This is a genomic window from Flavobacterium sp. GSA192 (assembly GCF_006386525.1).
Taxonomy (GTDB): Bacteria; Bacteroidota; Bacteroidia; order Flavobacteriales; family Flavobacteriaceae; genus Flavobacterium; species Flavobacterium commune.
The window spans coordinates 851,669-873,884 of sequence record NZ_VAHC01000001.1; the positions used below are offsets into that span (position 1 = coordinate 851,669).

Sequence of the window (22,216 nt, forward strand, 5' to 3'; positions counted from 1 at the left end):
AAAAGAACTTTTAAATTTTTATAACTATTATGAAGAACTACCAATTTCTAGTTTTATTACTATTGTGTTTACCTGTTTGGGCGCAACAATCAGAAAATAAAAAAGCACTTGAAAAATCGAATAGTAATTCGGTTTTCGAAATTAAAAATCCCGATTTTAAATTAAGTCCTGTAACAGGAATGACCAAACAACATTGGAAAGATGCGGCAATGTATCTTTTGGAAGGCGCTTTTGGTTATATCCATTCCTTAGACGATCCGATGAAATTTCCCAAACAAGAAGGGAAAAGTTATCCGCAAGATGAAGGGAAAGTGCCAACTGAAAAACTGGAAGGTTTGTGTAGAACTTTGTTTGTGGCAGCTCCGCTTTTAAAAGAAAATCCTTCTTTAGTTATCAATAACATAAAAGTTGCCGATTATTATCGACATCAGATTACTCAACTAACAAATCCTCAAAGTTCGTCTTATATTGTTCCTCGTTCTAAAAATGGTGGGCCAAGTCAGAATTTAGTGGAGTTTGGAGCTTTGTCTATTTCGTTAATTACGAATCCTGAAGTGTTATGGAATCCTTTGACTCAGCAACAAAAAGATGCTTTGGCAAAAACCATGCTGAGTTATGGAGATGGACCAACGGTGGATTCGAACTGGAAGTTTTTCAACATTTTTGTGTTGAGTTTCTTTAAGCAACAAGGTTACGCAGTAAACGAAAAATTATTAGTTGAATATTTAGAAAAATCGCTAAAAGATTACAGAGGAAACGGCTGGTACAATGACAGTCCTGCTTATGATTATTACAGTATGTGGGCTTTTCAGATGTATGGGATGATGTGGTCGGAATATTTTGGAAAGAAAAATTATCCGGAATATGCAGCCCGATTTGAAAATAATTTCAAGGAATTAAACAATAATTACCCGTATTTATTTAGTCAAAATGGTGAAATGATTGTGTGGGGCAGAAGCATGAGTTACAGAGTGGGAGCTGTTATTCCGTTTCCGCTAATGGGATTTCAAAAAGATTCCTCGATTAATTATGGTTGGATGCGAAGAATAGCTTCGGGAGTGATTAAACAATTTTTCACACATCCTGATTTTATGGAGGATAATGTTCCTACGCTTGGGGTTTATGGACCTTTTGAACCTGCGGTGCAAGTTTACAGCTGTCGTGGCAGTGTGTATTGGATGGGGAAAATATTTTTTGGTTTATTAGTTCCTGATGATAATCCGTTTTGGACAGCCAAAGAAAATAATGGTGATTGGGAAACCCAATTCGAGAAAAATAAAGTGTACAATAAATTTCAGGGCGTTTCTGAAATTTTAATTACCGATTATCCAAATATTGGCGCTTCGGAAGTAAGAGCCTGGTGTAATGCTAAAGTAAAAGACGATTGGCAGAAATTTAGATCGACAGAAAACTACAACCGATTATCCTATAATAGTGCATTCCCTTGGCAGGCTGATGGTGAAAAGGGCGAAGTGGCGATGAATTATGTCATCAAAAATAAATCGGACAAATGGGAAGCTTTTCGATTGTATAACTTTAAAAAGTTTGAAGATGGCATTTATTATCGAGACGTAGTTTTAGAAACCGATTCGAATGTGAAATTTAATCTGGCTGATATTCCTTTGGCAAACGGAATTTTAAGAGTTGATAAAAATAACAGTACAGTACCATTTGCAGTGCGTTTAGGACATTATGCTTTGCCAAAATTAGATGGTGAAATTAAGACTACTGTTCGAAAAATAAAAAATTACGAAGTAACCATTATTGATAATGGAAAATACCAATTAGCAATGATTCCGCTTTTAGGTTGGGATAAATCAGAAGTGGTTCAGGCTAAAGGTTTGCATCCTGAGGCCAATGAAAGTTCGGTTATTAATCTTTCGAATAATTATTTACCTCAAAAAGAACAATCCACTGTTTATGCCACATTAATGTTGTGGAAAAAATCAGGAGAAAAATGGAGTAACAAAGAATTATTAGCCGTGAAAAAGATTGGTTTTTCTTCGAAAGAAAATACAGTAAATGTTTCTTTGGCAAATGGAGAAAAGAAGTTGGTGAAATTTTAAAAGTTTAGTTTCTCAAATAAAATTCGAAACCAGTAAATAAGAATGTTTACTGGTTTTTTGATTTTAACTTTTATGAATGTCCGCTAAGCGGACTAAAAAAAGCCACAGATGACAATGACTGAACAGATAAAAAACGGATTTTTATAGTTCTTTGGAAATGAAAATCTGCAATAATCCGATAGAATCAGTTTTATCTGTGTCCCATTCTCAATTATTTGTATGAGAAACCCATATTCATATAGCTTTTAAAATACAGGATGCTACAGGATGAAGTGTTTGTATTGTATTTGTAAATTGCTATTCTATTACTTCAATTTATATTTATTAGATGAAAAAAAATATTGGTTTTTTAAAGTCATTTTTATTTCAGTATAGACTTTGTCTGTGTTTTTTATTCTTAGGATTAAATACTATTCAGGCCGCGCCAGATACCGTTTTTAATGTAAAGACTTTTGGTGCCAAAGGAGATAGTACTACATTAGATACACAGGCCATCAATAATACAATTGAAGCTGCTGCCAAGGCAGGTGGTGGAACAGTTTATTTTCCAGCGGGAACTTATCTTAGTTTTTCTATCCGACTTAAAAGTCATATTTTACTTTATCTAGATCAGGGTGCTACTATTTTAGCAGCAACACCTTCTGATAAAATAGGTTATGATGCTCCCGAAAAAGCAGATAATGAAATTTATCAGGATTTTGGACATAGCCATTGGCAAAACAGTCTAATCTGGGGCGAAAATTTGGAGGATATATCCATTTTGGGACCAGGAATAATTCATGGAAAAGGATTGTCAAGAAGTGGCCCTTATCGTGCGCCAATAGGAAATAAAGCCATTGCTTTGAAGCTTTGTCGTAATGTAACGTTAAAAGATTTTACCATATTATACGGTGGACATTTTGGAATATTAGCAACTGGAGTAGATAATCTAACTATAGATAATTTAAAAATTGATACCAATCGGGATGGAATGGATATCGATTGTTGTAAAAACGTTCGTATTTCAAATTGCACTGTAAATTCTCCGTGGGATGATGCTATTTGTCTTAAAAGTTCATTTGCTTTGGGTTATGCCCGACCAACCGAAAACGTAACTATTACCAATTGCAGTGTTAGCGGTTTTGATCGAGGTACTTTTTACAACGGAACTTACCTGCGCAATGAAGCTCATTTGGTTCCTGATAAAGAAGGACCAACAGGAAGAATAAAATTTGGAACAGAATCGAATGGCGGTTTTAAAAACATTACAATCAGTAGTTGTGTTTTTGAATATTGCCGCGGATTAGCACTCGAAACCGTTGATGGTGGTTTGTTAGAAGATGTGACTATCAGTAATATTACAATGCGTGATATTATCAATTCGCCTATTTTTTTACGTCTCGGAGGTCGAATGCGTGCGCCTGAAGGTACTGCAGTGGGGGCTTTACGGCGTATTAATATCAGTAATATCAATATTTACAATGCCGATTCTCGTTTTGCTACACTAATTAGCGGAATTCCAGGACATGATATTGAAGATGTGCGTTTGAGCAATATTAGTATTTGGTATCGTCCATTGGATTCAATTTCAAAAAATGCTATTCAACAAGAAGTTCCAGAATTTGAGAAAGGATATCCGGAACCACAGAAATTCGGAATAATTCCTGCTTATGGCTTTTTCATTCGTCATGTAAAAAACATAGAATTGAATAATGTTAATCTTCATTTGTTAGGCAATGAAACCCGTCCAGCTATGATTGTAAACGATGTAAAAGGATTAAAACTGCGAAATGTTTCTACCGATAAAGGAACAGATTCCAGAACGCTTGTAATGAAAGACGTGAGTGAATTATCGATAAAAGATAGTACGCCTTTAAAAGATAAGAATGATAAAAAGATAAAGTCAAAGAGTTATTAGTAAAGTAAATTTTATTCTCAGACCGGTAAAAATCTAAAATATGAAACAGTTTTCTAATAGCATCGTTTTGGTTAGCTTTCTACTTTTAATACAAAGTACAAATGCTCAAATTGGCAAACGCTTTCCTTCAGAACGAAAAGAGCTTAAAGATCCAGTAACAGGTACTATGTTGACTTTTTTGACTAGTACGCCAAATGGTGATAATAAAATTTACCAAACGCACAATCAGTGGACATCGGATGGGGAGTGGCTTATTTTTCGTTCGAATAGAGTAGAAGGGGAAGCCATGGCTGTAAATGAAAAAACAGGCGAAATGGTTCAGGTAACCGAAGGAGGTTATGTTGGAATGTTAAATGTAGCTCGCAACAGCATGAAACTTTTCTTTATGAGAAAAGCAGCGGATAATCTTTCAAAGAAAAATAAAAAAGATAAAACTTCGAAAGCTGAAGCAACTTCGATGCAAATTGTAGAAGTAGATTTGGCAAAATTATTTGCAGATAGTAAAATTGGAAAACTTAAAAAAGCCGATTATTATCAGCGTGTTTGTGGTTCTACTCAACCAGAAATAGGAGCAGGCGGTGATTTGGCTTTGGATGGAGATGAAAACTGGGCTTATTTTCGGGTAGGAAAAGAATATGCAGCAAAATATTTACCTTCTGGTACCAAACTCGAAGAAAATTATGGTCCAAGAAAAATGGGAGCAGGCCCAGCAGGAATTGCTGCTATGAATGTACATACCGGAGAAATTAAATATGTAATATCAGTTCCTTTTCAAATTGGACACATCCAAACCAATCCTTGGGTAGCGGGCGAAATTGTTTTTTGCTGGGAAACTGGAGGAAAATCGCCGCAACGTACCTGGACAGTATTGAGTGATGGAACAGGACTTCGACCGTTATATCCGGAATCAGAATACGAATGGGTAACACATGAAGCGGTGATAAGCAAAGATGAAGTGGCTATAGCAATTATGGGACATCGAAAAATTCAGGGTTTAGATACTACAGGAACGGCAGTAAGTGGAGCTAATCCCGGTCAGGAAGCAGCCTGGGGGACATCAGGAACCAGAGAAAAACCAACCGGATTGGCTATTGTAAATTTAAGAACAAGAGAAATGAAAATAGCAGGACAAACGGATTCAGGAAGTGGTTTATGGCATGTAAGCGGTTCGCCTGATGGTCGCTGGGCGGTAGGCGATGATTTCTCCAGAAGTATTTATCTAATTGATAGAAAAAACAATGAAATGCTATTGCTTTCTACTGGTCATAAACAAACGGCTTCCGATCATCCGCATCCTACAATGAGTCCTGATGGGACTAAAATCCAAATTCAATCGGCTATGTTAAGCGAAGACAATCGCAGTATGAATATCTGTATCATTCCGGTGCCGGAAGCATGGCTGAAAAGAAAGTATTGATGAATTTATAATCAATTAAGAGCAGAAAGAGACGGTTTCAAAAAATTGAAATAGTCTCTTTACTTTTTTTATAATCACTATATTTGACGTCTGTTTTTTTAATTTCAGTATTTAATAAATTAATGAAAAAATCTTCTAAAATAGCCAGTCTTACTATTGATGAGTTTTCGGCTACGCCTAAATACCAACAATTGGTGAATGCGATATTAAATGCCATTAAGCAGGGAGTTTTGAAAAAAGGCGATGCGATGCCATCAATTAACGAATTGAGTTTTCAATACGAAATTTCGAGAGTAACTATCGAAAAAGGCTATAACACCCTAAGAAAAATGGGGATTCTGGAAGCCTATCACGGCAAGGGATATTTTATTGCCAATACTGACGTTTCACAGGATATTAAAATATTTTTGATGTTTAACAAGTTAAGTGCACATAAAAAAATCATTTATGATGCCTTTGTTGAAACCTTAGGAGATAAAGCAGCTATTGATTTTTATATTTATAACAACGATTATGCTTTGTTTAAAAAATTATTGCAACAACAAAAGACAGATTATACGCATTATGTAATTATTCCCCATTTTATTGAAAAATCAGATGCTTACAGATTGCTGATTGAGGCACTTCCAAAAGAGAAATTGGTTTTGGTAGGCAAAAAAATAAAAGACATAACAGGAGATTACGCTGCGGTTTATGAAAATTTTGAACAGGACATTTATAATGCCTTAACCGAAGCTTTGGATCCTTTAAGTAAATATCATACTTTAAAATTGATTTTTCCGGTTAATAGTTATTTCTCTAAAGAGATTATAAAAGGTTTCGAGAATTTTTGCTACAACTATGCTTTTAACTTTAAGATAGTTCATAATTTGGATCAAGAGCAAGTGAGTGAAGGTGAGGTTTATATTAATTTGATGGAAGAAGATTTGGTTAAAATCTTAGACAAAATTATAAGTTTAAATCTAACTTTAGGTAAGCAGGTAGGTTTGATTTCGTACAATGAAACTCCTCTTAAGAATTATATTATGAGCGGACTCACCACTATTTCCACTGATTTTAAAACCATGGGAATTACCGCCGCCAATCTGGTATTAAACAATTCCAAAGACCATATCGAAAATCCGTTCAAATTGATTCTCAGAGGATCTCTGTAATTTTAATTGCTTGTTTTTCAGTAATAATAGACTAACCAAAAACGAATATAGTTAGCGAGTCTTTTTCTGTTTTCGTTTTTTTTTGTTAAATTTATAGATACTTAAAAACATCTATTATGACTGTAAATCAAATATTAAGCGTAAAAGGAAGCGATGTTTACTCTATAGTTTCTACTATTACAGTATATGAGGCTTTGAGAATAATGGGAGAGAGAAATGTTGGAGCAGTTTTGGTTATAGAGGATAATGTCCTAAAAGGAATTTTGTCTGAGAGAGATTATGCCCGCAAAATTGCTCTGAAAAACAAATCTTCGAGAGATACTTTGGTACATGAAATAATGGATACTAATTTGGTTACAGTAAAACCAACTGACAAATTAGATTATTGTATGAATTTGATTACTAATAAACGAATCCGTCATTTGCCTGTTGTACAGGATAATCAGGTTGTTGGGGTCATCTCAATAGGGGACCTGGTTAAAACGATTATGGAAAATCAAAAACATATTATAGATTATCTGGATTCGTATATAGCAGGAACTAAGGCTCAATAATATTTTATACTATCAATTGTAGTTTTGACTTTTTTTAAATTCATTTTTATTCAGGACAATTTTAAATGTCTTTTTCCTGAAAACTACCTTGTCAGCATTCTTGATTAACGTTGTGTTATTTAATCAATCAGTGATGCCTTTGCACCGATTTTTCTGGTCAATTAAGAAAGCTTACTTCTTTTCTTGCTTAGTTCTACTGCTTTAATCTTTAAAGTTGTATCGTAAGTTTCATTTTTTGTTTCATACACTAAAAATTAAGATTTTAGTTTTGACTTAATCTGTAAGCAAAATGAGTATGTCTAAAAAAATAGACAGCTGCTTATAATTCTATTAGATATAATGTAAAAGAGTAGTCTTTTTCCAGGTTTAATTCTAATTAAATTCTAACAATTAGTATAAAATCTGTCATAAATGTGTAAAAAAAGTATAAATAATGTCAATACAAGGACTGTACAGGACAGTTTTAATTTTCCTTTTTTTTTATTTTACACTTCTATTAATTAACCTTTAACTCAAATTTATTTTATGGAATCAATTCTTGGTATTCTTTTTCACTCAATAGGAGGTTTTTCTTCTGGAAGTTTTTATATGCCTTTTAAAAAGGTAAGAGGTTGGGCTTGGGAAAGCTACTGGATTATAGGAGGATTTTTTTCATGGTTGATTGTACCGCCTTTAGCGGCTTATTTAACAATTCCAAATTTTGCAGATATTATTAGTGCTGCAGCTCCATCCATTAAAACGGTTACTTATACAATGGGATTGATATGGGGAATTGGCGGGTTAACTTATGGTTTGGGTGTTCGTTATTTAGGAATGTCTTTAGGGAACTCTATCACTTTAGGATTTTGTTCTGCATTTGGAGCTTTGGTACCACCTATCTATTATAATTTTAATCCTACTATCGGAAAAGAATCATTTACTGAAATGGCTTCTACTTCTGGGGGACAATTGGTTTTATTAGGGGTGTTGGTTTGTATCTTAGGAATTGTGTTCTTAGGAAAAGCAGGAATGCTTAAAGAAAAAGATTTTGCAGTAGGTCATGAGGATAAGGATAAAGATTTTAACTTAGTAAAAGGTCTAATTATTGCAATTATTTCAGGGATTTTAAGTTCGTTTTTTAATTTCGGAATTGAAGCAGGGAAGCCAATGGCGGATACAGCTAATGAGGCTTGGAAAGTCTTAAATCCGGGTCAGGGTGAATTTTTGTATCAAAATAACGTTACTTATGTAGTATTGCTTTGGGGAGGTCTTACAACCAATTTCTTGTGGTGTATGTATCTTAACTTTAAAAATAAAACTTTTGGAGATTATACAAATACGGAAACTTCAATTGCTAAAAATGTTTTGTTTTCCGGAATTGCCGGAACAATGTGGTTTTTACAATTCTTCTTCTACGGAATGGGGGAAAGTAAGATGGGGAATGGAGCAGGTTCTTGGATCTTGCACATGTCAACGATTATTTTGACAGCTAATTTTTGGGGATTTTATTTAAAAGAATGGAAAGGTGTGTCTGATAAGACATACAAAGTATTCTTTTTCGGTATTTCCCTGATGTTCTTGTCAATCGTATTAGTAGGTTTAGGGAATTCACTTTAAAAAAAGATTAACAATTTAAATTTAATATAACAATGTCAAATACAAATACAATGACTTTTAAACACGTAAGTTACCTTTGGGATGATGCTAAAGCTGCTGAATTAGCAGGAGATGAAGTAGCACTTTTTATCTATCGCTCTAATTTATTAGGAGCTGATTTGAGATTAACGAACTATGGAGGAGGAAATACTTCTGTAAAAATTACTGATAAAGATCCGTTGACTGGAGCTGCTACTGAGGTAATGTGGATTAAAGGTTCTGGTGGAGATATTGGAACATTAACTAAATCAGGTTGTGCTGCTCTTTACTTAGAGAGATTACGTAACCTTGAAAATGTATACAGAGGAATCGAATTTGAAGACGAAATGGTGGAATTATTCAACCACTGTATTTTTGATTTAGCTTCAAAAGCGCCTTCAATTGATACTCCATTACACGGATTCTTACCATTTGCTCACATCGATCACTTGCACCCGGATGCTGCTATTGCTATTGCTGCTGCAAAAGACGGTGCAAAAATCACTGAAGAATTATTCAACGGTGAGATTGGATGGGTTGGATGGCAACGTCCAGGTTTCGACTTAGGTTTGCAAATGCGTGCTTGCCTTGAAGAAGCTGCTGCTAAAGGGAAAAAATTAAAAGGTGTAATGTTAGGATCTCACGGTTTATTTACCTGGGGAGATACTGCTTACGAAAGTTATGTAAACACTCTTGAAGTAATCGAGAAATGTGCTGAGTTTTTAGAGTCTAACTACGGAAAAACACGTCCGGTTTTTGGAGGTCAAAAAATTGAAAGCCTTTCTGAAGAAGCTCGTAAAGTACAGGCTGCTAAAGTAGCTCCAATCTTGAGAGGTTTCTGTTCTTCTGAGCGTAAAATGATTGGTCACTATACTGATGATGCAAGAGTATTGGAATTCATCAACTCTAATGATTTGGAAAAATTAGCTCCTCTTGGAACTTCTTGTCCTGACCACTTCCTGAGAACTAAAATCAGTCCTTTAGTGATTGAATTGGCTCCAAACGAAGATTTATCTGATGTTGATGCTATCAAAGCTAAATTAACTCCAGCTTTTGAAGCTTACCGTCAAATGTACTCTGAGTACTATAACACTTGCAAAAAATCTAACTCACCAGCAATGCGTGATCCAAACCCGGTTGTAATTTTATATCCAGGTGTAGGTATGTTTACTTTTGCAAAAGATAAAACAATGGCTCGTTTAGCGTCTGAATATTATATCAATGCTGTAAACGTAATGAAAGGTGCTGAAGCAGTTTCTGAATATACTTCATTGCCACGTCAGGAAGCTTTTGACATCGAGTACTGGTTGTTAGAAGAAGCTAAATTACAACGTATGCCAAAACCAAAAGCTTTATCTGGAAGAATCGCTTTAATTACAGGTTCTGCAGGTGGAATTGGTAAGGCTATCGCTAAGAAATTTGCTGAAGAAGGTGCTTGTGTAGTTATCAATGATATTAACGAAGAGCGTTTACAAGGAGCTACAGCTGATTTTATCAAAACTTTTGGTAAAGATGCAGTTTCCAGTACTTTATTAAACGTAACTGATTCTGATAGTACAGCAAAAGCTTTAGATGCTGCTTGTTTAGCATTTGGTGGAGCTGATATTATTGTAAACAATGCAGGAATCAGTATTTCTAAATCTATTGCTGAGCATTCATTAGAAGAGTGGGACAGATTATACGATATCTTAGTTAAAGGACAATTTATTGTTTCTAAAGCAGGAATCGAAGTAATGCGTAAACAAGGTTTTGGTGGGGATATCGTAAACATCGTATCTAAAAATGCAGTTGTTGCAGGACCAAACAACCCTGGTTATGGATCTGCTAAAGCGGCTCAGGCTCACTTGACTCGTTTGATGGCTGCTGAATTAGGTGCTGATAAAATCCGTGTGAACACAGTTAACCCAGATGCTGTAATCTCTGATTCAAACATTTGGTCAGGTGGATGGGCTGAAGGACGTGCTAAGGCTTACGGTATTACTGTAGCTGAATTGCCAGCTTACTATGCTAAGCGTACTTTATTAAATGAAATTATATTACCAGATGATATCGCTAACGCTTGTTATGCTTTTGTTGGAGGTTTGTTAGGCAAATCAACAGGAAATGCATTAAATGTTGATGGTGGTGTTGCTATGGGATTCTATAGATAATTTTAGATGTTAGTTTTTAGATTGATTTATCTAACGTCCGATTCTTTTCGGGCGTTAGATTTTTCTTAATCTGATAACTGCATTTTTAATTTTTTCACCTTTTTTTAAAAACAATTATTCATAACAATTTAGGGTTTCGAAATTGTTTTATGTCTACCGCTTATAATCACCATAAATTATGAAAAAAGTAGCATTTAAAATGCAGTTGCATCAAGGTCAGGTTCAGGAGTACCAAAAAAGACATGATGAATTGTGGACAGAATTAGCCGATTTGTTAAAAAGTGTAGGAGTAGAAGATTACTCTATTTTTTTTGATGAAGATACACATGCCCTTTTTGGTGTTTTAAAAATCGAAGACCCAAGTCGTTTAGATGAACTTCCTAAACATCCAGTTATGCAAAAATGGTGGAAATATATGGGGGATATCATGGATGCAAATCCTGACAATTCTCCGGTGAGTGTTTCACTTAAAGAAGTTTTTTATTTACCTTAAAAAAAAAATAATTATCATGATATTAGATTCTAATAAAATAGCTGCTCATAATGACGGACTTTATGCAGCACATAAAAATAAATTGGTTTTCACTGCTTCTGAAATTGCTGAAAGTGAAAGCATCATTAAAAAATTAATCGATTTCCAAATTGCAATTCCATCTTGGGCTTTAGGTACAGGAGGAACTCGTTTTGGTCGTTTCCCGGGTGGTGGAGAGCCTCGTTCTTTAGAAGAAAAAATCGAAGATGTAGGTTTGCTACACGCTTTAAACAAAGCTTCTGGTGCTATCTCATTACACATTCCTTGGGATATCCCTTCTGATCGTAATGCTATCAAAGCTTTGGCTGCTCAACACGGTTTGAAATTTGACGCTGTTAACTCTAACACGTTTCAGGATCAGGCTGATAGCCAATATTCTTATAAATTTGGTTCTTTACAAAACGTAAACAAATCAATCCGTAAACAAGCGGTTCAACACAATATCGATGTTATCCAGCAAGGTGTTGAGTTAGGTTCTGACTCATTAACTGTTTGGTTAGCTGACGGATCTAACTTCCCTGGGCAATTGAATTTCCGTAAAGCTTACGAAAATACATTGGAAAGTTTACAGGAAATCTACGAGGCTATGCCTTCTAACTGGAAATTATTCTTAGAGTACAAATGTGCTGAGCCTAATTTCTACTCAACTACAGTAGCTGACTGGGGACAATCTTACTCTTATGTTAAAAAATTAGGAGACAGAGCTAAAACTTTGGTTGATTTAGGTCACCACCTTCCAAATGCTAATATCGAGCAAATTGTTTCTATCTTATTGATGGAAGATAAATTAGGAGGTTTCCACTTTAACGATTCTAAATACGGTGATGACGATTTAACTGCAGGTGCATTAAAACCTTACCAATTATTCTTAATATTCAATGAATTAGTTGAAGGTATGGATGCAAGAGGAATGAACCACGCAACTGACTTAGGTTGGATGATCGATGCTTCTCACAATGTAAAAGATCCAATGGAAGATTTATTACAATCTGTTGAGGCTATCATGATTGCTTATGCTCAGGCACTTTCTGTTGATAGAAAAGCTTTAGAAATTGCTCAAAATGAAAATGATGTTGTTAAAGCTCAGGAAATTTTACAAAATGCTTTCCGTACTGATGTTCGTGCATTAGTAGCTGAAGCTCGTTTACGTGCTGGTGCAGCTCTTAATCCAGTTGCTTTATACCGTGAATTAGGAGTACGTGATGCTTTAATTGGAGCAAGAGGATTGAAAACTGTAGCAACAGGATTGTAGTTTTAATATAAGTTGTGAGTTATGGGTTATAAGTTATAAAGCTGATTATTTGATGTCAAAAAGATTTTAGCTTATTGCCATTGAACTATTCGAGCAAAAAAAATAATTCATAACCCAAAACTCATAACCCATAACTTATTAACCCATAATTAATGAATGCAGTAGCCATTTTCGATATTGGAAAAACAAATAAAAAAGCCTTTCTATTCAATGAAAGTTATCAAATTGTTTGGGAAAATTCAGTAAACCTTCCTGAAACAGTTGATGAAAACGGATTTCCATGCGAAGATATTGTAGCGCTAAAAGACTGGTTTTTGGGTTGTTGGGAACAGATGAAATCTCAAACCCAATACAACTTAAAAGCTGTTAATTTTAGTACTTATGGTGCTAGTTTTGTGTATGTTGACGAAAAAGGAAATCCTTTGACGCCATTGTACAATTATCTTAGACCATATCCTGAAAACCTTAAAAATGAGTTTTATTCTAAATACAAAGGAGAAGAAGTTTTCGCAGTGAAAACTGCTTCTCCGGTTTTAGGAAGCCTGAATTCAGGAATGCAAATTTACCGTTTGAAAGAAGAGAACCCAGAGGTTTTCAACAAGGTAAAACACTGTTTGCATTTGCCGCAATACATGAGTTTTCTTTTAACCAAAGAAGGATTTACTGACATCACCAGCATTGGTTGTCATACCAATCTTTGGAATTTCAATAGAATGAAATACCACAAATGGATTAAAAAGGAAGGGATAACTGAAAAATTGCCTCCAATTCACGATTCTGAAGATGCTATTACCATCGAGAATGATATAGCAGTAGGGATTGGGTTGCATGACAGTTCTTCGGCTTTGATACCTTACATTATCAATTTTGAAGATCCGTTTGTATTGTTGTCAACTGGAACCTGGGTAATTACAATGAATCCATTTAATTCTAAAAAGCTTACCTTTGACGAATTGCAAAACGATTGCTTGTGCTTTTTACATTACAAAGGAAAACCGGTTAAGGCTTCCCGTTTGTTTGCAGGAAATGAGCATGAAATTCAATCAGTAAAATTGGCAAAGCATTTTGATGTTGCCCTTGATTCTTACAAACACGTTCTTTACGATAAAGACATCATTACTAAGTTGAGAGCTAAATTCAAACAATATACTAAGGAAGATAGTGATATTCTAAAAGATTGTCCTTTCAATGAGAGAGAGTTATCTGATTTTGAAAATTACGATGAAGGGTATCACCAGTTAATGTTGGATTTAATTGCCCAACAAATTGTTTCGACTCAATTAGTGATTCATAACAGTCCGGTAAAGAAAGTTTTTGTAGACGGAGGTTTCAGTAAAAATTCGATTTACATGAATTTGTTAGCCGAAGCTTTCCCTGAAATGGAAGTGTACGCAGCGTCAATGGCGCAAGCCAGTTCGTTAGGAGCTGCCTTAGCCATTCATAAAAATTGGAATACAAAACCAATTCAAAATGATTTAATTGATTTAAAATTTTACAAACATTAATATCTAAATTTGCCTATCATAATTCAATCTTAAAACGAATATTGATAGGCAATTTTTTTTTTGACATAAATATAAATAACAACCTATGAAATGAGCATGAACTTAAATTGGATGTAAATACCAATAGTAGTTATGCGAATTACACCTGCCTGTCGGCAGACAGGTATGACTTTAAAAAAAATAAAAATCAGCATATGAAAGTTGGACTTTTTATACCTTGCTATGTGGATCAGTTTTATCCACAGATAGGTATTGCAAGCTTGGAATTATTACAAAAATTTGGATGCGAAGTGAGTTTTCCAATGGATCAAACCTGCTGTGGACAGCCGATGGCAAACAGCGGTTATGCTCATTTAACAGGAGGATGTGATAGTAATTTTGTAGCTAATTTTTCTGAATTTGATTACATCGTTTGCCCATCAGGAAGTTGTACGCTACATGTGAAGGATCACCTTCATTCTAAGGAGAATGAAGCTGCTGCTACACATATTAGAAATAATGTGTACGAACTTACAGAATTTCTAACCGATGTATTGAAGGTAGAATCTATCGAAGGAAATTTTCCTTATCGTGTAGGAATGCACCAAAGTTGTCACGGTCAACGTGGATTGAAATTATCGCAAATGACAGAGTTAAATGCGGCTCCTTTTTCTAAACCGGAACAATTACTGAGTAAAATTAAAGGTTTGGATTTAGTATCCTTAAGCAGAAAAGATGAATGTTGTGGTTTTGGAGGTACTTTTTGTGTCACCGAAGAGGCAGTTTCAGTAAAAATGGGACAAGACCGTATAGAAGATCACAAAAAACACCAGGTAGATTACATTACCGGTGGAGATATGTCCTGCTTAATGCACTTAGAAGGAATTCTAAAAAGACAAAAAAGCAATATTAAAGTAATTCACATTGCAGAAATTTTAAACTCAATATGAAAGAAAATACAATAGATCATAGTCACGCAGCGGCTATTTTTAATAAAGATGTGGAACGTGTAAACTGGCATGATGATACGCTTTGGTTTGTTCGTTCAAAAAGAGATAAATCAGCTCATGCTATCCCAGAGTGGGAAACGCTTCGTGAGACAGCCTCAAATATTAAAAACAATGTACTTTCAAACATGCATCACTATTTGCAGGAGTTTGAGGCCAAAGCCAAAGAAAACGGAATTATTGTGCATTGGGCTGCTGATGGAGCAGAACACAATAAAATAGTGCATTCGATTATTGCTAAGCATGGTGTTACCCAAATGGTAAAATCAAAATCAATGCTTACCGAAGAATGTCATTTGAATGAATATTTAGCAGACAATGGAGTTGAAGTAATTGATTCCGATTTAGGGGAATTTATTGTTCAATTAAGAAAAGAACCACCAAGCCATATCGTATTGCCTGCTATTCACCTTAAAAAAGAAGATGTAAGTAATACGTTTCACGAACATCTTGGAACAGAAAAAGGAAATAACAATCCACAATATTTAACAGAAGCGGCTCGAAAAGAATTAAGAGATACTTTCTTAACTAGAAAAGTAGCCCTTACAGGAGTGAATTTTGCAGTTGCCGAAACGGGTGAATTTGTGGTTTGTACCAATGAAGGAAATGCCGATATGGGTGCGCATCTTGCCGATGTTCACATTGCCTGTATGGGATTTGAAAAATTAGTACCTGAGCGCAAACACTTAGGTGTATTTTTAAGACTTTTGGCCCGAAGTGCAACAGGTCAGCCAATTACAACTTTTTCAAGTCATTTTAAAAAACCAAGAGAAGGTCAGGAAATGCACATTGTAATTGTTGATAATGGCAGAAGTACGCAATTAGGACGTGAAGAATTTAGAAACTCTCTAAAATGTATCCGTTGTGGGGCTTGTATGAATACTTGTCCGGTTTACAGAAGAAGTGGAGGACACAGTTACCACAATGCGGTTGCAGGTCCTATTGGTTCTATTTTAGCGCCAAACTTAGACATGAAAAAGAATGCCGATTTGCCTTTTGCAAGTACACTATGTGGTTCTTGTACTAATGTTTGTCCGGTAAAAATTGATATTCATGACCAATTGTACAAATGGCGTCAGGTATTGGTGAAAGAAGGCTATACGCCATCTTCTAAAACAATGGCTATGAAAGGAATGTCGGCTGTTTTAGCTAATCCATCAGTTTTTAAAATTGCAGGAAAAGCAGGTCGATTTGTAATGAAGAATTTGCCTTTTATGGTAAACAACAATCTTAATGCCTGGTACAAGCAAAGAGAAATGCCAGCACCGCCAGAAGAATCATTTAGAGAATGGTATGCCAGAAAAGCAAAAGAATCTAAAGACAAAAAATAATGAGCAGTAGAGACAGTATTTTAAGTAAAATCAAAAACAATCAGCCTACATCAGTGAACGAATTGCCTAGTCTTAGTTTTTTAGGATTAGACAAAATTGATGTAATTGAGACTTATAAAACAGTACTGAAAGGTATTGGTGGATTTTGTGAAGAAGTGAGTAGCTTAGACGAAGTCAAAGCCTACATTGCTGCGCATTACCCAGCAGACAAAAGAAAGATTACTACCATTCAGGAATTAGCTGATATTGCTGAAACCGAATGGACAAATGATGATCCACATAGTTTACAAAATGTAGAATTAGCAATTGTGAAAGCACATTTTGGTGTGGCTGAGAATTCAGCACTTTGGGTAACGGATGCTATTTTAGGGCAAAGAGTTTCTCCTTTTATTCCTCAATATTTATCGATCATTGTCAATAAAAAAGATATTTTGGCTACAATGCAACAGGCTTATGAGCGCATTGGTGATTTAGATTACGGTTTTGGTACTTTTATAGCAGGACCTTCTAAAACTGCCGATATCGAACAGTCATTAGTTCTTGGAGCCCATGGAGCCAGAGGATTGACTGTTTTTTTGATGGACTAATTGTTTGTTGAAAACATTAAGAAATTAAGGTAATTTAAGTTTTATATTAAACTTACTTTAAAAATAAATAAGCCGACAAGTTTTTTTTAAACTGTCGGCTTTGTTTTTTAATGTTCGAAATTCCTTAATGGTTTAAAAATTTTTTATTCTTTTATTTTTTCTAAAGAAACAGCGTTGATGCAATAACGCAAACCGCTTGGTTCCGGTCCATCAGGAAAGACATGTCCCAGATGCGCATCGCAAATATTACAAACACATTCAATGCGAATCATTCCATAACTCACATCTTTGTTATAGGCTACATTTTCAATAACTATAGGCTGTGTAAAGGATGGCCAACCTGTTCCACTTTGAAATTTAGTTGTAGCATCAAAAAGAGGTGTTTTGCAACATTTGCAGGCATATTTTCCCGCTTCAAAAAGATTGCACAGTTCTGAACTATGCGCTCTTTCGGTTCCTTTTTGACGCGTTACATAATATTCTTCATCGCTCAATTCTGATTTCCATTCCAGTTCTGTTTTCTCTACTCTTTTTGGTGGAGTAGGATTACCATGTGTGGCAAATTTTATAAGATCGTTCCAGTTTAACATAGGGTTTTTATTTAAGATAGACTGCTACAAATTTTGCCAGTGGAGCCATTCGGGCTTTGTTTAATTGTAAGGTATCGTTTTTTACGGTATAATTATCGACAGTTTCCAATACGTTCAAAAATTCGTTTTCAACGGTAGGTTTCATGCAGGCCATTTTTGTCGAACCCATTTTTGAAAAAGAAATTCGGTTTAGGTTGGCTTGAAGTTCATAAGTTCCAAAAAAAGAATTACATCCGCCATTTCCAGTCACTCTATTATCCGCTGATTTCAAAATTAGATGAGGTTCTTTGGAAGCAAAATCGTCGGCAGTTACTTTTTGACCTCTGATTTCAATTAGTTTCCAGTATTTTTCTACTATTTCAGTAGATTCTTTTGGAGAAACAGTGTTTTCTGAAATCGATTTTTTGCTGGTACAGCAAGAAATAAATAATAGGGATAAAGAAAATAAACTAATTGTAGTTAAGTAGTGTTTCATTTTTGAATTTTTAAATGGAGATTATAATTTGGGATATTACTGTTTATACAAAGATAAAAAGCATTTACACAATCATTGTTTATAATATCCTAATTTTTCGAATTTAAAGGGCTGGTATTATTTGGCTATATTTGGTTCTTCTTAAAAAATAAATATGGGATTTAAACATTTATTTAAAGCAAAATTAAATTGGACTTCGGTTCCAAAAGAAACGAATTCAAATTCAAAAAAATACAGTAAAACACACCAAATTGCTATTGACGGAAAAGCAATATTGGATGTTTCGGCTGCCAAAGCATTCAAAGGAGATCCTGCTTTGTATAATCCGGAAGATTTGTTGCTGAGCAGTGTGGTTTCCTGCCACATGATGTCTTATTTGTATGTGTGTTCACAAAATGATATAACGGTAGTTTCTTATCAGGATGATGCTGAGGCAACTCTTGAAGTTTCTGAAAATGGTTCGGGACGTTTTATAGAAATTCGTTTATATCCTAAGGTAATCATAAAAGAAAAAGAAAAAATAGAGGAAGCTTTAAATTTGCACACAAAGGCAAATGAACTTTGTTTTATTGCGAATTCCTGCAATTTTCCCATTGTACATTTTGCTGAATGTGAAGCAGAATAAGATTTAGAAAAATTGACAATGTTTTCGGTTTTTGTTCTAAAACAGTTGAATAAACCGGCTGTTTTGATATTAATCTGCTGAAAAAAATGACTATTTTTGGGCTTTTCAATCAACTTATTTAATCAAAATATATTATGAGTGCTAAAACAGCAATTGTTACCGGAGGAAATTCAGGATTAGGATTTGCAACAGCAAAAAAATTATGCGACAACGGTGTTAAAACCTATATAATTGGACGCTCGAAAGATAAAACGGAGGAAGCCTGTGCTGAAATAGGGAGTAATGCCATTCCTGTAATTTTTGATTTGAACAATTTAGAAGGAATTCCAGCCATGATTGCCGAAATTGCTAAAGACGCCCCAATTGATATTTTAGTTAATAATGCCGGTATCAATTTGAAAAAAGAATTTACTGATGTTACAGATGAGGATTTTCTGTCTGTGATACACACGAATCTTTTAAGCGTTTTTTCTGTAAGCAGAGAGGTTGTAAAAAACATGAAAGAACACAAAAACGGAAGCATTGTAAACATTAGTTCGATGGCTTCTCAATACGGAATCCCAAAGGTAATTGCTTATAGTGCCAGTAAAGGAGCTATTGAAGCAATGACCCGTGCCATGGCAGTTGAGTTGGCTACTTTTGGTATTCGTGTAAACTGTATTGCTCCGGGATTTATCAAAACTAAAATGTCTGCTAAAGCTTTAGATACTGATCCGGAAAGAAAAAACAAGGTTTTAGGAAGAACTCCAATGGGATTTTTAGGCGAACCGGATGATATTGCCGATGCTGCTTATTTTTATGCTACAGCCGAATCTAAATATGTAACCGGAACGGTTTTACCGGTGGATGGTGGAAATAGTATCGGATTTTAGTTCTGTAAATGTAAATTTCAATAAAGCTTTTGTGTCAATTTATTTTCGAATGATATAAATAAAGAAATAAAAAAAAGCCTGCGACATCATAAATTTCGCAGGCTTTTTAGTATTAAGTGTGGCTGTTTTAAAATTTGTAAGTAACGCCAACTCTAATATTTCTTGGAGCTTCAGATTGCCAGTAGTAAGCACCTAACCAGGCATAGTAAGAACCACTGTATAGATATTTGTCAAGAATATTAAACATATTGGCTGTAAACTTAAGCTTTCCTGTTTCGTAGGATAGTCCACCATCCATTTTGAAGTAATTAGGTAGTTTTTCAAGTCCTACACTCCAGGTATCGGTTTGACGACCTGCTAAATAAGTTCCTCCAATAGAGGCACCTAATCCTTTTAGTTTTCCGTTTACAACAGTGTAGTTTAGCCAGGCATTTGCAGTGTGTTTAGCAAAACCAGGAACCGTAGAACCGGCAACAATAGAAGGTACATTAGAACTTTTTACTGTAGATTCAGTAAAAGCATAATTAGCAATCAAGTTCAAGCCTTCTACAATTTTACCTCTTAGGTCAACCTCTATACCACGGGCTCTTTTTTCACCTAAAACCACACTAAAATTTTGTCCTGGAGTGTTTGCAGGATCTGCAGTTAACTCATTTTTCTTCAAGATGCTGTATGCAGAAAATGTGGTACTCCATGCTCCGTCAAACCAATCTCTTTTAATTCCGAATTCGACATTATTACCTGTCAGTGGTTTTACACTTCCTTCTCTGACAATTCCAGCTTGAGGAGTAAATGCCTGATCGTATAAACCGTAAATTGCAGTATTAGGTGTAAGTGAAATACTTAATCCGGCACGAGGTGTAATATGACTGTCTGAAGCAGGAGCACTATAACTACTGGTTTGATTTATCCAGGTATATCTGGCTGCAAGTGTTAATCTGATTTTATTTTCAAGGAATCCCATTTCATCCTGAATATAACCCGCTGCGTATTCTGAACCGTATAATCCTCCGGCTCTTTCTTTCAGTGGTGTTTCACGATCAAAATTAGGCATTCCGTTAGCTGGAGTTCCATAATCAGGATTGTTTACATTAAAAGGGTCTTCAAAAGTATCTAAAGCGTGCGATTGTCCCCAATCGGCCATATAATCTTTACTTCCTAAATCGATTCCTCCTAATACTTTGTGTGTTACTGATCCTGTGTTGAATTTTCCGTTAACAAATAGTTGTCCTAAGTACATATTACTATCGGCATCCCAAATGCTCACTCCTCTAATTATTTCGTCTGAATCTAACACTTGAGTATCAGGAATATTATCGTTATTAGTATCAATACTAAGTGGTCCTACAGCAGCAGGCCAGGAACTGTAACCTTGTTGCATGTATTTAAAATAAGATGTTTGTGCTGTAAGCTTCCATTTGCTGTTAAAATTGTGTTCAAACAAAAAGTAAGCACTATGATCGTTAATTTTTGTATCCGGTAAACCAGGTTGTGTCATTGTGAAATTTCTAGGTGTTGTTGCGTATCCATCTTTACCAAATACATAATAGGAACCCACTTCGGTCATGTTGGCTCTTTGATAGTTATATTCAGCTGTAATTTTGGTTTTATCATCCAATTGATAGGAGATAACAGGGGCAATAACGTAGCGATCGTTTTTTTCAAAAGATCTGTGAGAACCTTTGTTTTGTCCCATGGCATTAAAACGATACAATAGTTTTCCTTTCTTATCCAGTTTGCCATCTAAGTCTATACTGGCTCTGTAAAAATCAAAACTTCCTCCCATTAAATTTACTTCACCTTTAGTAATTCCGGTTGGTTTTTTAGTAACTACATTATATAATCCGCTTGGATCTCCGCTGGAAAGCATAAATCCGGCAGGTCCTTTTACAAATTCGATATGATCTACAAAACTCATATCTTCGGTAAGTGGTCCCCAAAAAGAAGATACTACATTAAAACCGTTACGAAAAGCCTGTATTTGGGAACCTCTCATAGTGATATTGGTGTACAAATCACCCCAATGTTCTAAACGAACAGCGCCACTCACATTTCGGATTACACCATCACTCATGCTGGTAATTTGTTGGTCTTTTAATGTTTGACCACTAATAATTTGCACATTTTGAGGTATTTCTAATACAGGTGTATTTAAACGCAGCGATAAGGAAGGTTTGTCCTGTTTGTATTTATTTCTTTTAACAATTACTTCATTTAGTTCTTCTTTGCTTTCCGTTAGTTTGAAGTTTTTTAGAAGTGTTTGATTGTTGCGTATTGTAATGTTTTCTGAAATGGATTTTATTCCTATTCCATTAATAACTAGTGTATAATTTCCGGGTTTTATGTTTTTAATTTCATATTGTCCATTATGATTGGCATTGGTACTGTATTTAGTATCTTTTAGAGCAATGGCAACACTTTCGGCAGGGGTGTTGTCACTTAATGAAATTTTACCATTTATTTTACCGTTTCCTTGTTGTCCTATAGCGCTGATTGTACTCAGTAGTAGTAATGAACATAAGAATTTTTGGATGTGAGCTATTTTCATTTATTTCTTATTTAGAATTATTCTGCGCAAAAGTAAATGCTAAATATTTCTTAAACAAATT

18 protein-coding genes are annotated in these 22,216 nt (G+C 34.9%); 15 read left to right on the plus strand and 3 right to left on the minus strand.

Annotation, left to right across the window (positions count from 1 at the left end):
• Positions 1 to 29 precede the first annotated feature (29 nt).
• The 13 genes from FDM27_RS03545 to FDM27_RS03605 all read left to right on the plus strand — a co-directional run bounded on the left by FDM27_RS03545 (position 30) and on the right by FDM27_RS03605 (position 17,045).
• On the plus strand, positions 30 to 2,066 hold the full coding sequence (locus FDM27_RS03545; protein ID WP_140485195.1) for a DUF2264 domain-containing protein: 2,037 nt from the start codon (positions 30 to 32) through the stop codon (positions 2,064 to 2,066).
• A 328-nt stretch (positions 2,067 to 2,394) separates the two neighbouring features.
• Positions 2,395 to 3,963: a glycoside hydrolase family 28 protein gene (locus tag FDM27_RS03550; protein ID WP_140485196.1), complete on the plus strand. Its 1,569-nt coding sequence runs from the start codon at positions 2,395 to 2,397 to the stop codon at positions 3,961 to 3,963.
• Positions 3,964 to 4,003: 40 nt separating this feature from the next.
• Positions 4,004 to 5,380, plus strand: coding sequence for a hypothetical protein (locus tag FDM27_RS03555; protein WP_140485197.1), 1,377 nt, complete (start codon positions 4,004 to 4,006; stop codon positions 5,378 to 5,380).
• 122 nt (positions 5,381 to 5,502) lie between these two features.
• Positions 5,503 to 6,534 carry a GntR family transcriptional regulator gene (locus FDM27_RS03560; RefSeq protein WP_071185365.1) on the plus strand — a complete coding sequence of 344 codons (1,032 nt, stop codon included), beginning with the start codon at positions 5,503 to 5,505 and terminating at the stop codon, positions 6,532 to 6,534.
• A gap of 116 nt (positions 6,535 to 6,650) precedes the next feature.
• Positions 6,651 to 7,088 (plus strand): CBS domain-containing protein, encoded by a 438-nt coding sequence (locus tag FDM27_RS03565; RefSeq protein ID WP_140485198.1) that lies wholly within the window; start codon positions 6,651 to 6,653, stop codon positions 7,086 to 7,088.
• 525 nt (positions 7,089 to 7,613) lie between these two features.
• On the plus strand, positions 7,614 to 8,684 hold the full coding sequence (gene rhaT, locus FDM27_RS03570) for an L-rhamnose/proton symporter RhaT (RefSeq protein ID WP_140485199.1): 1,071 nt from the start codon (positions 7,614 to 7,616) through the stop codon (positions 8,682 to 8,684).
• 32 nt (positions 8,685 to 8,716) lie between these two features.
• Positions 8,717 to 10,852, plus strand: a complete 2,136-nt coding sequence (locus FDM27_RS03575; protein WP_071185368.1) for a bifunctional aldolase/short-chain dehydrogenase — start codon at positions 8,717 to 8,719, stop codon at positions 10,850 to 10,852.
• Between the two features lie 178 nt (positions 10,853 to 11,030).
• Positions 11,031 to 11,345 (plus strand): L-rhamnose mutarotase, encoded by a 315-nt coding sequence (rhaM, locus tag FDM27_RS03580; RefSeq protein WP_140485200.1) that lies wholly within the window; start codon positions 11,031 to 11,033, stop codon positions 11,343 to 11,345.
• Positions 11,346 to 11,361: 16 nt separating this feature from the next.
• Positions 11,362 to 12,636: a TIM barrel protein gene (locus FDM27_RS03585; protein ID WP_140485201.1), complete on the plus strand. Its 1,275-nt coding sequence runs from the start codon at positions 11,362 to 11,364 to the stop codon at positions 12,634 to 12,636.
• Positions 12,637 to 12,788: 152 nt separating this feature from the next.
• Positions 12,789 to 14,141 (plus strand): FGGY-family carbohydrate kinase, encoded by a 1,353-nt coding sequence (locus FDM27_RS03590; RefSeq protein ID WP_140485202.1) that lies wholly within the window; start codon positions 12,789 to 12,791, stop codon positions 14,139 to 14,141.
• A 194-nt stretch (positions 14,142 to 14,335) separates the two neighbouring features.
• Positions 14,336 to 15,070: a (Fe-S)-binding protein gene (locus tag FDM27_RS03595; protein ID WP_071185372.1), complete on the plus strand. Its 735-nt coding sequence runs from the start codon at positions 14,336 to 14,338 to the stop codon at positions 15,068 to 15,070.
• Entirely contained in the window at positions 15,067 to 16,458 is a 1,392-nt protein-coding gene (locus FDM27_RS03600; protein WP_140485203.1) for a lactate utilization protein B, read from the plus strand. The genes FDM27_RS03595 and FDM27_RS03600 overlap by 4 nt, the downstream gene beginning before the upstream one ends.
• Positions 16,458 to 17,045, plus strand: a complete 588-nt coding sequence (locus FDM27_RS03605; RefSeq protein WP_140485204.1) for a lactate utilization protein C — start codon at positions 16,458 to 16,460, stop codon at positions 17,043 to 17,045. Before FDM27_RS03600 ends, FDM27_RS03605 begins: the two co-directional genes overlap by 1 nt.
• Positions 17,046 to 17,188: 143 nt before the next feature.
• On the opposite strand, the gene msrB is transcribed toward FDM27_RS03605, so the two are convergent.
• Together msrB and FDM27_RS03615 are read right to left on the minus strand one after the other, a co-directional pair.
• On the minus strand, positions 17,189 to 17,635 hold the full coding sequence (gene msrB / locus FDM27_RS03610; protein WP_140485205.1) for a peptide-methionine (R)-S-oxide reductase MsrB: 447 nt from the start codon (positions 17,633 to 17,635) through the stop codon (positions 17,189 to 17,191).
• A 7-nt stretch (positions 17,636 to 17,642) separates the two neighbouring features.
• Positions 17,643 to 18,110 carry an META domain-containing protein gene (locus FDM27_RS03615; RefSeq protein WP_140485206.1) on the minus strand — a complete coding sequence of 156 codons (468 nt, stop codon included), beginning with the start codon at positions 18,108 to 18,110 and terminating at the stop codon, positions 17,643 to 17,645.
• A 154-nt stretch (positions 18,111 to 18,264) separates the two neighbouring features.
• On the opposite strand from FDM27_RS03615, the gene FDM27_RS03620 reads away from it, so the two are divergent.
• Both FDM27_RS03620 and FDM27_RS03625 read left to right on the plus strand, forming a co-directional pair.
• Positions 18,265 to 18,735 carry an OsmC family protein gene (locus FDM27_RS03620; RefSeq protein WP_140485207.1) on the plus strand — a complete coding sequence of 157 codons (471 nt, stop codon included), beginning with the start codon at positions 18,265 to 18,267 and terminating at the stop codon, positions 18,733 to 18,735.
• Between the two features lie 134 nt (positions 18,736 to 18,869).
• Positions 18,870 to 19,607 carry an SDR family NAD(P)-dependent oxidoreductase gene (locus tag FDM27_RS03625; RefSeq protein ID WP_071185378.1) on the plus strand — a complete coding sequence of 246 codons (738 nt, stop codon included), beginning with the start codon at positions 18,870 to 18,872 and terminating at the stop codon, positions 19,605 to 19,607.
• Positions 19,608 to 19,734: 127 nt separating this feature from the next.
• On the opposite strand, the gene FDM27_RS03630 is transcribed toward FDM27_RS03625, so the two are convergent.
• The gene (locus tag FDM27_RS03630; protein ID WP_140485208.1) at positions 19,735 to 22,155 is read right to left on the minus strand and encodes a TonB-dependent receptor; all 2,421 of its coding nucleotides are present in this window, start codon (positions 22,153 to 22,155) and stop codon (positions 19,735 to 19,737) included.
• Between the last annotated feature and the right edge of the window lie 61 nt (positions 22,156 to 22,216).

Excerpts from the sequence above, each read along its gene's own strand:
- FDM27_RS03545 (WP_140485195.1), top strand. The coding sequence starts at position 30 with ATGAAGAACTACCAATTTCTAGTTTTATTACTATTGTGTTTACCTGTT.
- FDM27_RS03550 (WP_140485196.1), top strand. The coding sequence starts at position 2,395 with ATGAAAAAAAATATTGGTTTTTTAAAGTCATTTTTATTTCAGTATAGA.
- FDM27_RS03555 (WP_140485197.1), top strand. The coding sequence starts at position 4,004 with ATGAAACAGTTTTCTAATAGCATCGTTTTGGTTAGCTTTCTACTTTTA.
- FDM27_RS03560 (WP_071185365.1), top strand. The coding sequence starts at position 5,503 with ATGAAAAAATCTTCTAAAATAGCCAGTCTTACTATTGATGAGTTTTCG.
- FDM27_RS03565 (WP_140485198.1), top strand. The coding sequence starts at position 6,651 with ATGACTGTAAATCAAATATTAAGCGTAAAAGGAAGCGATGTTTACTCT.
- rhaT (WP_140485199.1), top strand. The coding sequence starts at position 7,614 with ATGGAATCAATTCTTGGTATTCTTTTTCACTCAATAGGAGGTTTTTCT.
- FDM27_RS03575 (WP_071185368.1), top strand. The coding sequence starts at position 8,717 with ATGTCAAATACAAATACAATGACTTTTAAACACGTAAGTTACCTTTGG.
- rhaM (WP_140485200.1), top strand. The coding sequence starts at position 11,031 with ATGAAAAAAGTAGCATTTAAAATGCAGTTGCATCAAGGTCAGGTTCAG.
- FDM27_RS03585 (WP_140485201.1), top strand. The coding sequence starts at position 11,362 with ATGATATTAGATTCTAATAAAATAGCTGCTCATAATGACGGACTTTAT.
- FDM27_RS03590 (WP_140485202.1), top strand. The coding sequence starts at position 12,789 with ATGAATGCAGTAGCCATTTTCGATATTGGAAAAACAAATAAAAAAGCC.
- FDM27_RS03595 (WP_071185372.1), top strand. The coding sequence starts at position 14,336 with ATGAAAGTTGGACTTTTTATACCTTGCTATGTGGATCAGTTTTATCCA.
- FDM27_RS03600 (WP_140485203.1), top strand. The coding sequence starts at position 15,067 with ATGAAAGAAAATACAATAGATCATAGTCACGCAGCGGCTATTTTTAAT.
- FDM27_RS03605 (WP_140485204.1), top strand. The coding sequence starts at position 16,458 with ATGAGCAGTAGAGACAGTATTTTAAGTAAAATCAAAAACAATCAGCCT.
- msrB (WP_140485205.1), bottom strand. The coding sequence starts at position 17,635 with ATGTTAAACTGGAACGATCTTATAAAATTTGCCACACATGGTAATCCT.
- FDM27_RS03615 (WP_140485206.1), bottom strand. The coding sequence starts at position 18,110 with ATGAAACACTACTTAACTACAATTAGTTTATTTTCTTTATCCCTATTA.
- FDM27_RS03620 (WP_140485207.1), top strand. The coding sequence starts at position 18,265 with ATGGGATTTAAACATTTATTTAAAGCAAAATTAAATTGGACTTCGGTT.
- FDM27_RS03625 (WP_071185378.1), top strand. The coding sequence starts at position 18,870 with ATGAGTGCTAAAACAGCAATTGTTACCGGAGGAAATTCAGGATTAGGA.
- FDM27_RS03630 (WP_140485208.1), bottom strand. The coding sequence starts at position 22,155 with ATGAAAATAGCTCACATCCAAAAATTCTTATGTTCATTACTACTACTG.